A 13,433-nucleotide genomic window follows, 5' to 3' on the forward strand; every position below is an offset into this window, starting at 1 on the left:
GGAACTGCCCGAGGCGGTCGCGGTCATGGACCCCTTCCACGTGGTCCGCCTGGCCGGCGATGCCCTGGACCGCTGCCGGCGCCGGGTGCAGCAGGACCTGCACGGGCACCGCGGCCGCAAGGATGACCCCCTCTACCGCGCTCGGCGAACTCTGCACACCGGCTCCGACCTGCTCACCGACAAGCAGCGCCAGCGGCTGACCGCGCTGTTCGCCGCCGACGAGCACGTGCAGGTCGAGGCCACCTGGGGCATCTATCAGCGGATGATCGGCGCCTACCGCGAGCCCGACCGGGCGAAGGGCCGACGGCTGATGAGCAACCTGATCGATGCGCTCGGCCGCGGCATCCCGGCCGCGCTGACCGAACTCATCACGCTGGGGCGCACGCTGACCAAGCGCGCTGCCGACGTGCTGGCCTACTTCGACCGGCCCGGTACCTCCAACGGACCGACCGAGGCGATCAACGGACGACTCGAGCACCTCCGAGGCTCCGCTCTCGGCTTCCGCAACCTCACCAACTACATCGCCCGAAGCCTGCTCGAGACCGGCGGGTTCAGGCCGCGACTACACCCTCGATCGTGAAGAGCCGGATTGGCCGGTCCCTCTATGCCGACAGTCGCGTGACCCGATAGTTCAAGTCGTCGGCGGGCGTCGTCCACATCACTTCGACTGTTGGCGGCGATCACGAAGGCCAATTCCTTGAGCGAGGGGAGGTCGCGCTGCCACCATGACCAAACTCTTAGCCGCCCTGGGCCCGCTGAAGTTGTAGTCGGTTGTCCGTCGCCGGGCGCCAAGGTGTGCCGGGAGAGCGTTCGGGATGGTCGGGACGTCGGTGGTGCGCTGTCGGCTCTGGGGGGCGCCCAGATCTGGGGCCTATCGGGAGGAGAGCTTCGCGATGGACTATTCCTGCGGCCCCTTGACGCGTCGGCGGGCGGGGTGACTCCAGGTGGCCGGTCGGCGCTCTGATGCCCGAATGCTGCTGTGCGTCCTGTGTCTTCGATGGGTCGGTCGTGTGCTTGCTGTCTCACGTGGGACGTTTCGGCGCTACGTCGCTCTATCACAATGTTCATGTCGGTCGGAGGCGGTTTTTCCTGAAGCGCCGGGTCGCCCTCTTACCCCCATGGGGACTCGGCGGAATCTTGTGTGCAAGACTTATCTGCTCGCTCGCGCCCCGCGGATGGCCGCAAGGCCTAACCCTCGAAGCGACTTGGCGGATATGGATGCACTAGTGGCCATGGTCGATCGGCTTGGTGTGCGGATGCGAGCGAATTTCCGCGCAAGCTAGTTCGGCTACTTGTGAGAGCGCTAATCGTGATCGATGATGACTCCCCCTAGAGAGGGAGGAGTGCTATCGCTTCCTAAATGAGGAGCCATTCCGGCCGATGACAACGGTGAGTCATTTGAGCTCCGGGCGGCTGGGGCGGTGGCATGTAACCGGGGAGTTGACATGGAGTCTGGGTACGCGGGGGGCGGAACTTCCACGCTGAGCACTCGCCTGATCTTGCGGACTGTGGCCGAGGAGGGCGGCGAGCAGGCGGTAGACCAGGTGCTCGACCGGGCTGGGCTACTTGCGGAGAAGGCGCACCTGCAGAGCACTCATGGTCGGGTGCCGTACTCGGTGATGCTCCAGCTCTTCGACGCGGTCGCCCGTGAGCTCGATAACCCGCGCCTCGGGCTGAAACTGGGGGCAGTCGCCCTGGAGGATCCGGCGCTGGCGCCCATTCGGGCGTTGACGCGGGTGGTCGGCTCTCCTGCTGCCGTATTTCGGCATGTATCACGGGTGTCGACTCGGCTGGACAGCACGGCGGTTACCCGCTGTGTCGCTGCGCGGGCCGGGGAGGCGGAGCTGGCATGGCGCGTCCTGCCGCCGCGGCGACCCACCCGTCTGGACTGTGACTACAGCATCGGCATGATCGAGCAGGTCCCTGTGCTCTTCGGTCTGCCGCCGGCGCGCGTCGCGCAGAAGGCTTGCCAGGTGGATGGTGCACCCGAATGCGAATACACGGTGACCTGGCGGGAGCATCGTGCCGGAGCATTGTGGCGTCGTTGGCGTGGGCTATCGGTGGCTGCCGCGAGTCGCCAGGACGCCATCGCGCACGCCGAGGAGCGGCTGCGCGGGCTCCGTTCGGCTGCAAGCGACTTGGTCAGCGGTGGCTCCCTGGAGGAGACGTTGGACCGGGTCGCCGAGCGTGCCGATGGTGCCGTCCACGCCCGCGGGCACCTGCTCGATCTCCAGTTGCCGAAAGGCGTGCGCCATGTGCGGTCCCGCGGTCTCGACCAATCAGTGCTGGAAATCTTCAGGGAAAGGCCGCTGGAGCCAGGAATCCGATCCGTCGAAGGCGCGGAGGTCCTGGCAGTGGAGGTGGCTTCGGCGACCCGTCACTATGGAGTTCTGGCTGCGGTGGCCAGCCCTGGGCAGGCGTTCTTTCCGGAGGACGAGGGCCTCCTCGCGGCATACGCCCAGCACGCGGCGGTCGGCATCGAGAACTCGGTGCTGCTGACTGAGGTTCGAGAGCAGGAGGAGACCGCTCGGCTGCTCCTCACGGTCGCCCGCTCACTGGCTGGGCGCCGCACAGTCAGCGCGGTCGCGCAGTCGGTGGCCGAGGCCGTCCCGGTGCTGTCCGGCGCTGACCGCTCCGCAGTCGCGCTGTGGGAACCCGGTGTGGGCAGGATCTGGGTACCGGGGTCGAGCGGATGGCCGGCGGACCTCGCGGAGCGGCTGGCGCAGTACGTGGCTACCCCTGAGGAGAGCCCCGAACTGCGCGAGATGGTGGCCGCCGGTCTTCCGATGCTCATCGACCGCGGCGGCTCGACATGGGCGCGCGACATGCTCGATGAGTTCGGTGTCGAGGCGATCGGTGCGGTTCCCATCAAGGTCGACGACCAACTCGTGGGCATCGTTCTCGCTCACTGGGTGGAGACCACGCCCCCGCCCATTCTCGGAGAGGCGCTCACCGAGCGCCTCTGGGGACTCGCTGGCCTGGCCGGGGTGGCCCTGGACAACAGTCGGCTCCTGGACGAGATCCGGCGGCAAGACTCCCACGACGCGCTCACCGGCCTGCCCAACCGTGCGTTGTTCGAAGCCCGGTTGGAGTCTGCGCTCGGTGAGGTCGACCGGGAAGGCACCCAGGCCGCCGTCCTCTTCTGCAACGTCAGCCGGCTCAAGCGGATCAACGACAGCCTCGGGCACGAGGCTGGGGACGAGCTGCTGCGGCAGGTCGCTGGCCGCCTGAGCGCCGCGGTGGTACGGGAAGGGGACACCGTGGCTCGCTACAGCGGCGACGAGTTCGTCGTGCTCCTTCCCGGCGTCGGGGACTCGGATGCTGAGGACGTGGCTGTCAGGGTCCGGACCAGCCTGACCGCGCCGATGCGCGTCGGTGGCGAAGAGGTGTTCGTCGACCTTGCCATCGGCTTCGCCGTCGCGGACGCGGCGCCCCTTGCCGGACCACAAGACCGCCGCGGGCTCAGCCAACGACTGATCGAGCGCGCGTACGAAGACATGCACCGGGTCAGGGCCGAGGCCCGCGGACTGGTGCACCTGGAGCAGTCCCCGGAGCGGTTGCGGGTGGAAACGGAGCTGCGCGGCGCGGTCGGCCGCGGTGAGTTCCGGGTCCATCTCCAGCCGCAGATCGATCTGGCCAGCGGCCGGGTTGTGGCGGTGGAAGCCCTCGCGCGCTGGTATCACCCGGAGATGGGACTGGTGTCTCCAGGCCTCTTCGTGCCCATCGCCGAAGACAGCGGAATGATCGAGGAGATCGGGGAGTACATCCTTCGCGAGGCCTGCCGCGTCGTCGCGGGCTGGCGTGAGCAGGGGATCGATCTGGAGTTGGCGGTCAACGTCTCGGCCGTCCAGCTGAACAAGCCCGACTTCGCCGAGCTGGTGCACCAGGTCCTGATGGAGTCCGGGCTGCCCTCTGACCGGTTGGTCGTAGAGGTCACCGAGAGCCAGGTGATGTCGCACGTTGCGGCCGGCAACGACAACCTGCACCGGCTGCGGGAGCTGGGTGTGGGCATCTCCGTGGACGACTTCGGAACCGGCTACTCGTCCTTGGCGCAGCTGCGTCGCCTGCCGGTGACCGAGGTGAAGGTCGATCAGGCCTTCACCGCGCAGCTCACCGACGAGGACTCCTCCGCCTTCGTAGCCGGCATCGTGGGCCTCGGACAGGGGCTCGGGCTCCGCGTTGTAGCCGAAGGAGTCGAAACCCCGGCCCAGCTGGATGCGCTGCAAGGCATGGGGTGCCACCGTGCGCAGGGTTACCTTCTTGGTCGGCCGGCTGATCCGGCTGCCGTGCTCGACGCCCTCCTCGCCGGAACGCTGGTTCCGACCCTGGTCGCCGTGTAGCCGTCCGACATCCAAGCTGGTGACGGCATGTCCTGTTCAGCCACCCGAATTGGCGGCGGTGCCAGGGCGTCTCGTCAGGTAGAGCTGTGCCTCCACAGCACTGCGCCGACCACGCAGACGGCGTGGTCGGCGCTGGCCCACTCGAGGCGGGGGATCCCACCCTGTCGGGTGGCGTGGTGGTGGGATCGTTCATCCGTGCCTCCTGGCTGTTGCCGCAGCGGGGAAGCAGCCGGTGGTCTCGGACGTGCACGCCGGTCGCTCACGGATCGGCGCTGGGAGGCGCTCAGCCTTGTCGCCAGTCGGTACGTCCCGGGCGGACCGGGATCCTGCATTACCCGGTCTGGCTGTGACCCCCGGCGAGCAAGCGCGGCAGTGATCCGCGACGCGGGGTGCGTCAGTGATCTTGTCAGTCAATCACCGGCCCCTCGAGGGTCCTCCGGTGAGGTAGCCCATGTCTCCGGCGGCGCTCGAGGGCTGGCTCGCTCGCCGCGCGGTCTGTCGAGCTGGTCTCCCGAGCGGCGCAGACCTCCTGACACCTTCCGTCCCGGTCGTGGGAAAAGAAGACGGCCCTTCTCCTTGAGTTCGGCGGCGCCGGTGCCGAAGAAGACCTCACGACGTTACGTCGCCGACCGCAATGCCATGGTCCTCCAGGAGCCCCCGTTGTCCCTTTCTGCGCAGTTGCTGTCCCGGCCGGCGGCTGATGCCGCGCCGATCTTGTTGGTGGACGACGAGGTGGCGATCCTCGACGGGCTGCGGCGCCAGCTGCGGAAGCGGTTCACCGTGCACACCGCCAACGGCGGTGCAGAAGCACTCGAGCTGATGAAGTCCGAGCCGGTCTCCGTCGTCGTCTCCGACATGCGAATGCCGCAGATGAACGGGGCGACATTCCTGTCCCACGTGCGGTCGCGCTACCCGAACGTCGTGCGAATCCTGCTGACCGGGCAGGCCGACACGCAGGCCGCCATCACCGCGGTCAACGAGGGGCAGATCTACCGCTTCCTCACCAAGCCGTGTCCTCCCGAGGTGCTGCTGGAGGAGATCGGCAGCGCTGTCGAGCTCAACCGGCTCGTGACCGCGGAGAAGGAACTCCTGGGCACGACCCTGCGCCGGACGGTGGAGGCGCTCACGGCCACGCTGTCCCTGGCGCAGCCGGCCGCCTTCGGCCGGGCCGTGCGCATCACCCGCACCGTCACCGAGCTCGCCGAGGCCCTCGGAATCGAGGAGCCCTGGGAACTTGAGGTGACGGCGATGCTGTCCCACCTCGGCGCGGTCACCCTGCCGCCGAACGTCCTGGAGAAGCTCGACACCGGCCGACCACTCGATGAGGACGAGGCCGAGATGGCCGACCGGGTACCGGAGGTCAGCCGCAAACTGGTCGACGCCATCCCCCGACTGGAAGGCGTGGCCGAGGCCATCGCCTGGCAGCGGGTCCGCTTCGACGGCCGGATGGCACCGCCGGCCGCTCCTCGGGGAGCCGATCTCCCCCTGGCGGCGCGAATTCTGCGGGCGGCGACGGACTTCGATCTGGGCACGTCCCAGCGCCCCTCCGTGCAGGACACGCTGACCGCGATGAGCGGCGACGCGGGCGCCTACGACCCGCGCGTCCTGGAGGCCCTCATCGGCCTCCATGGCGCCGAGGAGCTCCCTGGCGAACCACGGGAGATCCACATCGACGACCTGGAGCCGGACATGGTGATCTTCGATGACATCCTCACCACCGACGGCGTGATGCTCATCAGCCGCGGCACGGTCGTTACCGACCCGCTGATCCTGCGCCTGGAGAACTACATCAGCCAGAACCGGGTCGGTAGTCGGATGCGCGTCCAGGGATAGCCCGTCCCACCGCCGTCTGCGCCGGGCGCTGCTCCGGCGGGCCCGGCAGCGACAGACATCGCTCCGCCGTTCTCACCCCTGACCGACCGGGACGCCCCCTGGCAGGACGGCCAACCACAACCAAGCGGGGACCCATGCACGCGCCGGATCGCCACACGCCCCCCACTTCCCAGGACGAAGAGCTTCTGGCGCGGCTGCTCGCGCGAGATGCCGAGCTGGCCCGCTGTAAGGCGGTGCTCGCGGCCGGCGACGACTCGATCATCACGATGTCGCCGGACGGCCGGATCACCGACTGGAACACCGCGGCGGAGCAGCTGTACGGGTGCCCCCGGGAGGAAGTGCTGGGTCAGCAGCTCGACGCCCTCGTCACGACCGGCGATGCCGGCGTGCGCGAGGCGCTGGCCACGGTGCTGGCGGGAAACAAGACAACCGTCGAGACGGTGCACGTCGGTCCCGACGGCTCGATGAGGCACACATCTGTGAGTCTCGCGGCCATCGTGGGTGCCGACGGCCAGATCATCGGCATCGCGGGCGTCGCCCGAGACGTCACCGACTACAAAGTGCGCCAAGCGGAGCTCCACCAAGAGTCCAAGCTGGAATCGCTGGGCCGGCTGTCCGCCGGGCTGGCACACGAGATCAACACGCCGATCCAATACGTCGGCGACAACGCCCGTTTCCTGGAGGAGGCCTACCAGGAACTCATCCGGGTGGTGGAGGTCTACCGCGGGCTGTTGGACACCTCCAACCCGATCGGCTGGGTCGAGCGGCAGGAGAGGGTGCGCGAGGCGGAGGCCGGCATCGACTTCGATTACCTGGAGAAGGAGATTCCCAGCGCCGTGGAGCAGACGCTCGAGGGGATCGAGCGGGTATCGCGCATCGTGCGGGCGATGAAGACCTTCAGCCACCCGGGGCATCAGGAACAGGTGCCGGCCGACCTCAACGAGGCCCTCGAGGCCACGGTCACGGTGACGCGCCACCAAGTCAGCGACGTCGCCGACCTGACCGTGGAGCTGGCCGACCTGCCTCCAGTGCTGTGCAACATCGCGGATCTGAACCAGGTGTTCCTCAACCTGATCGTGAACGCCGCGGACGCCATCGAGGAGACCGGGCGGCGCGGTGCGATCACCGTTACGACGACGGTCGACAGTGACCACGTGATCGTCCGGATCGGTGACACCGGCGGCGGGATCCCGGACGACGTACGGGACAAAATCTTCGACCCGTTCTTCACCACGAAGGACGTCGGTCGCGGCAGCGGGCAGGGCCTGCCGCTTGCTCGGGGCGTCGTGCAGGAGGGGCACGGCGGAACGCTGACGCTGGAATCCGTCCTCGGGCAGGGCACTGTTTTCAGCGTGCGGCTGCCCATTGGCGGACGAACGACGGCTGTGCCGGCGGAGCGCGGCGCCTGAGCTCGTCGCCTTGATGGGTCACGGTGAGCTGACGGTGTCCCGGGCGACTGCCGAAAGCTAGTGCCGCACCCGGGACGCTGTCAGGCGATGGCGAGTTCTGCGGTCGACGATCCTGCAGCGGGGCCAGTCGTCGACGCCTCGGCATCCACCCCGGCCATGAGGGCGAGGACCGTCTCCGCGTCGACCGGGCGGGAGAAAAGGTAGCCCTGGGCGAGGTCGCAGCCCAGTTCGGCCAACTGCTGGTGTTGCTCGTCGGTCTCCACGCCCTCGGCGACGGTGCGCAGTCCCAGGGCTCCGGCCAGTTCCACGATGGCGCGGGTGACGACGTCGGCGTTGGGATCCCGGCCGAGGCCGTCGACGAACTCGCGGGCTACCTTGAGCATGTCGAGGGGGAACCGGCACAGGTAGGCCAGCGACGAGTAGCCGGTGCCGAAGTCATCGATCGCGATGCGGACCCCGAGAGCCTTGAGCCGGTCGAGGTTGGTGGCGGCGGCGTCGCGGTCCTGCATGAGAACGGTCTCGGTGATCTCCAGGACGAGCCGGTGCGGTTCGAGGCCCGTGTCGGCCAGGGCTGCCTGGACAGCCTCGACGGTGCGCGCGTCGGTCACCTGGCGTGCGGACAGGTTCACCGTGACGAGGAGATCGGCGGGATCGCTGGAGGACTGCACCCAGCGCACGGCCTGCCGGCAGGCGTCGCGCAACACGAACTCGCCGATCTCCATGATCAGACCGGTCTCCTCGGCCAGGGGGATGAACGTGTCCGGCGGCCGATTGCCGTCGACCGGGTGCTGCCAGCGGACCAGCGCCTCCGCTCCGATGGCGCGGCCGGCGCGCAGGTCCACCAGCGGCTGGTAGGCGACCGTGAGCTCGCCGCGGTCCAGGGCGGCGGCCAGCTCGGCGGCCGGGTCCGGCCGTTCCGGGGCGGCATCGCCGAGACCGGCCTCGTAGAAGACGGAGCGGTGGCGACCGTTGCGTTTGGCCGTGTACATCGCGACGTCCGCGTGACCGATAAGAGTGGCGACGTCGGTCCCGGCGTCGGCGAAGGCCACGCCGATGCTCGCGCCGATGGTGGCCTCTCGCCCGGCGCCGAGATCGATCGGGCGGTCCAACTGGGTCCGGATGCGGTCGAGTACCCGCTCAACACCGGAACGATCGATCGGCCCGTGCAGGAGGACGGCGAACTCGTCGCCTCCCAAGCGGGCGGCGGTGTCGGCCGACCGCAGGCAACCGTCGAGCCGCTCGGAGAAGGCCTGGAGCAGGACGTCGCCGGCCTCGTGCCCGTAGGTGTCGTTCACGGGCTTGAAGCCGTCGAGGTCGATGTAGAGGACGGCGGGCCAGAGGCCGTTGCGGGCGGCGAGGTGGACGGCGTGCTGCGTGCGGTCGAGGAAAAGGGTGCGGTTGGGCAATCCGGTGAGGGCGTCATGCATGGCCTGGTGGCGGAGCTTCTCCTTGAGTTCGGTCACCTGCCGCAGGTCGCTCTCCAGCCGGCCACGCTCCAGCGACGTGGCCAGGTGCCGCGCGAAGGGCTCGAGCAGGGCCAGGTCACTGCTGGCAAAGGTGGCGACGTCGCCCAGCCGGTCGGCGACCAGCAGCACGCCGTGCACCCGGTTCTCCGTCCGGAGTACCGACACCATGGCGTCCTTGAAGCCTCGCTGGCCGGCGTACTGGTCCAGCCCTGACCCGCGGACCTGGCCGGTCCGCGCGGTGAGCACACCGGTCGCCGTCGCCGATTCGATCAGCTGCTCGACGTCGGCGCTGTGCGGCAGGGGCAGCAGGGCCGTCGGCTCCTGCCCGTCGCGGCTGCGGCTCACCGTGGTGACGCCGTCCTCGCCGAGCAGGACGAGCTCGCCGACTCCGGCGCGGAAGGCGCCGCGCACCGAGGTGAGGAAGTTGGTCAGCGCGAGGGAGGCGTCGTCGCTGTTGTAGAGCAGCGAGGTGGTCTCGTGCAGCAGCCGGAGGTTGTTCTGCTGCTCGCGGGCCTTGGTGTAGGCGCGGTAGGCGCTGAACAGCAGCACGGAGGGCAGCACGAGCAGCAGCAGCCCCGTCGGGTTCTGCAGGGCGATGTACGCGGCGAGCAGGCCGATAGCGGCCACTCCGACGGCGAACGGCAGGGAGAGCATGAGCATGTGCGGCAGCTCGCGGACGTGAAGCGTGCCCTCCGAGATGCTGAGCGCGGCGAACAAGCAGAGGTCAGCGACGAGCGTGGTGACCGCCACGGCGACCAGGGCGGCCGTCCAGCGCCACGGGCTGTCCCAGTCGGTGTTCCCGGCCAGCACGGTGAACGCGACCACCGCCACGGAACCGGTGAGTCCGTACTGCGCAAGGTTGAACGCGAGCTTGAGGCCGGACTGACGCTGGTGCAGCACGAGCGCCAGGCCGGTACCGAGGAGCTGGGTCAGGACGACCACGGCCGGTTCGGCGAGGTAGAGCCCGGCGACGAGCACAAGGTCGGTGAGGGAGAAGCCGTGCGAGTCCCGCTTCAGCTGGACGTGCACCACGAGGATCTCGCCGGCGGCGAAGGCCGCGACCCACGCCCACCAGGGGAGGCCAAACGGTGCGTCGAGTCCCGGCAGATCACGGACGACGATGACGAACACTGCCACTGCGGCCATCGACATCGCGGCCACGAGTAGCGCGATGCGCCGGGAGGTGGTCAGCCATGACCACCTCCGCAGGCTGGCAGGGCAGGTGTCCGTCATCGTCGTCCTCATGTGATCAGCTCCAGTCCGTGCCGGACCAGACGACGCCCGCCCACGTGCGGCCCGCCCAGGTGCGGCCGGCCCAGGTGCGGCCGGTCCACTCGACGCCGGCCCACGTGCGGCCGGTCCAAGAGTCACCGGCCCAGGTGCGGCCGGCCCAGGTGCGGCCGGCCCAGGTGCGGCCGGCCCACGTCAGGCTCGCCCAGGTGCGGCCGGCCCACGTGCGGCCCGACCAGGTGAGGCTCGCCAGCTCGCCATCGCGGCTGCTGACGTACCACTCCTGACCGTTCCAGGCCGAGTCACCGCTCCAGGTGGTGCCAGCAGCGGCGCCGCGGGACCACGACTGTGCATCCCAGGCGGTGCCCCGGACATCGAACTCGCCCTCGAGCAGGGTGCCCTCGAGCTCCGCGTGAGCCGAGCCGCGCGCAGCGTCCAGGGAGCCGACGCCGGTGGCCCGCGGCCACGTCTGGACCGCCGCAGGCGTCTTGGCCTGGCGTGCCCTCTTGAGGTCGACCAGCCCGTGCCCCTGGGCGACCGCATCGGCCTTGGGCAGTTCCTTGGCGGTCCCGACCAGCAGAGCCTTCACCTGGTCCGGGGTGATGCCGGGCCGCTGCTGGATCAGCAGGGCCGCGGCGCCGGAAACGACCGCGGCGGCCTGCGAGGTTCCGCTGCCGCGGAAGAACCGCTCCCCGGTCCGTGCGTTCGGGTAGCTGTCGTCCAGGTAGGACCCCGGGCTCCGCAAACTCGCGACCGAGGCGCCGGGGGCGACCAGGTCGGGGTTGCGCCCGCCGTCACCGGTGCTCGACCACGTCGGGATGATGTCGTCGCCGACGCCGTGCGTGCCCTTGCCGTCGACGCCGCCCACGGCGATCACGTACGGGTCGTAGGCGGGGTTGTTCAGCTTCTCGGTCCCGTATCCACCGTTTCCGGCGGCGACGACGACCACGATCCCGCTGTGCCAGGCGACCTCGGCCGCGTAGGTGAGTGGGTCGAGCTGGTAGTCCTGCACGCCGTCGGTCCCGAAGGACAGGTTCAGCACGCCGATGTTCAGCCCGTCCCGATTGCGGTTCTGCACGACCCAGTCGATCGCCGCGATCACCTGGGACACGTCGGTCATGCCGAAGGCGTCGGCGACCTTGACGCTCACGATGCGCGCGTCGGGGGCCACGCCCTTGAAGTTCGACGTGTCCCCGCTGGTCACCGGACTGGCCGTGGCATCGTCCCGGCCGGCGATGATGCCGGCCATGTGCGTGCCGTGCCCGTAGGTGTCGAGATCGCGCACCGGGCTGTCATCGCACCCGGTCTCGTCACAGAGTTGCGCCTCGAAGGAGAGGTCCGGGCCGTGGACAACCTTGCCTGACCCGCGGAGCCCGTCGACCGGCACAACGCCGGAGTCGATGAGCGCCACGTCGACGCCGCGGCCGGTGAATCCCTTGTCCCACATCCCCGACGCGCCGATGATCTCGTGGTTGATCGAGTACATCGAGGTGGGAAGGCTGTTGACCGCCTCCGTCTCGGCGTCGAGCAACTCCACCGCGGCGTCCTCGGTGACCGACCGCACACCGACCGCCGCGCGCAACACGCCCAGCCGGTCAGCCGGCACCGTCGCGCTGAAGCCGTTGATGATCCCCAGCGGCTCCTCCACTGTGCCGCCGAGGGCGGCCACGGCGCGCTCAGGAGCGTTCCCGGCACCCGGGAACTCCTGGACGATGACCGACACCGGCGCGGCGGAGGCGCCAGCCGACGCCTGCGCCACACCAGGGCCGGCCATACCGACGGCCAACGCAGCAGCGGTCGCGACCGTCATGATCGGACGCGTCCGCAGAACCGGCGCTCCCCACGTCCAGGCGAACGCGGGTGGAGCAGTTGGGGCCCGACCCCTTTCGGTCCTATCCATATCGATTCCCCTCTATACGTCATCTGCACTGGCTTCACGAACTAGTTCGGCACGCAACGTGAGCTGCTGTATGCAGCCAGGCCAGAAATGGCGAGGTTCACCCGTGCGTGGGGGATCCATGAATCAGCGCAGTTCAGCTACGGCTGCCCGTGACAGGGCCGAATCCGCAGGGCCAGAAGTCATAGTGCGGTCAACTGGCGCCAGCTGAATCGCAGCAAGCCGTTCGGGCACACCCGATGGACGCGCGCCCGAAACAGAAGGGACAAAGTCCGTCGCCTCGCAGGGAGCGCTTGAGCGGCGTTCTTCAGAACGAGTTTGCGGGCCGCCGTCGAGGCGGCGGACGCAGCACATCAGCGGCGCAACGACATCTCCATCAGGACTGGAAGACTGGCAGCGGTGCGCCGCCGCACTGACGGCTCCGGTGCGTGGAGGCCACGCGGTCCTTCATGGCCGCGCCCATGTTGGGCGCTCACCAATCTGGCCCGCGGTGACGACGTCCATGACATCGTGGCCGCCGTGCCCCGCCACGATGTCCGGGGCAGTTCACGTCGGACGTCGCGATGCTGGATCCCGCCGTCACGGCGCCTGACGTCGCTTGCCCGCCTGCTGCCAAGCCGTTGAAGTACGAAGCCTTGCGCGAGAGATATCTGTCGAGGTGACCTTCCGCGGAGGCGCCGAGCACCGCCACAGCCAGTACGCCCTCTACGCCGCTGTCTGCCTGCGCGGCGGCCCCCAACCTGCTGAGCGACGTCGGCTGGTGGCAGTCACCGCTGTGGAGGTCTGCCGATTCGCGGTCCCCCTCTACGCCGGGTGGCCGCCGAGCGTCTCGGATGACCCCGGATGAGGGTTGCTCAGCAGATCGCAGCCCGGCAGCACCTGGGGCTGCCGGGCTGCCGGGCTGAGCGTCGTTGCTAGGCCGGCGATGTTCCTTACGCGGTGGGCGTCGTCATACGAGGGGTCGGACGGATCGGCGAGATGTTCGTCCCCGCATGACCAGCGTTCTCGCCTCGGCGCGCGGTCACGGCATCGCAGCGCCTGACTTTGATCAGGGTTGCATGATCATTTCTGCTGCGGCTCGCTGAGCTGCGGGAACGCTCTGGACTCGGCGTGGTTTCACGCACTAACGGGCTCGGCCTAGGGTCGGGGTGTGGCGTTCATCCGGCGGGTGCGGACCGCCTCGGGGGCCACGGCCGTGCAGATCGCGGCGTACCGGGCCGGGCGGCAGGAGATCGTCAAGCACGTGGGGTCGGCGCAC

Annotated in this window: 6 protein-coding genes; 4 read left to right on the top strand and 2 right to left on the bottom strand. The window is 69.1% G+C overall.

The window, feature by feature from the left end:
• From QOZ86_RS20685 to QOZ86_RS20700, 4 genes are all read left to right on the top strand, one after another.
• Positions 1-580, top strand: a 580-nt coding sequence (locus QOZ86_RS20685) for a transposase (protein WP_284493679.1), incomplete at its 5' end; no start/stop codon positions are given.
• A 928-nt stretch (positions 581-1,508) separates the two neighbouring features.
• Positions 1,509-4,340, top strand: coding sequence for a putative bifunctional diguanylate cyclase/phosphodiesterase (locus tag QOZ86_RS20690; RefSeq protein ID WP_284493855.1), 2,832 nt, complete (start codon positions 1,509-1,511; stop codon positions 4,338-4,340).
• Between the two features lie 660 nt (positions 4,341-5,000).
• On the top strand, positions 5,001-6,173 hold the full coding sequence (locus tag QOZ86_RS20695; RefSeq protein ID WP_284493856.1) for an HD domain-containing phosphohydrolase: 1,173 nt from the start codon (positions 5,001-5,003) through the stop codon (positions 6,171-6,173).
• Between the two features lie 134 nt (positions 6,174-6,307).
• Positions 6,308-7,582, top strand: coding sequence for a two-component system sensor histidine kinase NtrB (locus tag QOZ86_RS20700; RefSeq protein ID WP_284493857.1), 1,275 nt, complete (start codon positions 6,308-6,310; stop codon positions 7,580-7,582).
• Positions 7,583-7,662: 80 nt separating this feature from the next.
• Here the strand turns inward: QOZ86_RS20700 and QOZ86_RS20705 are convergent, their stop codons facing one another.
• Entirely contained in the window at positions 7,663-10,281 is a 2,619-nt protein-coding gene (locus QOZ86_RS20705; protein WP_284493858.1) for a putative bifunctional diguanylate cyclase/phosphodiesterase, read from the bottom strand.
• A gap of 16 nt (positions 10,282-10,297) precedes the next feature.
• A complete protein-coding gene (locus QOZ86_RS20710; protein ID WP_284493859.1) occupies positions 10,298-12,088 on the bottom strand; it encodes a S8 family serine peptidase in 1,791 nt (596 codons plus the stop codon).
• Positions 12,089-13,433: the final 1,345 nt, after the last annotated feature.

The organism is Blastococcus capsensis (assembly GCF_030165005.1).
GTDB lineage: Bacteria > Actinomycetota > Actinomycetes > Mycobacteriales > Geodermatophilaceae > Blastococcus > Blastococcus capsensis.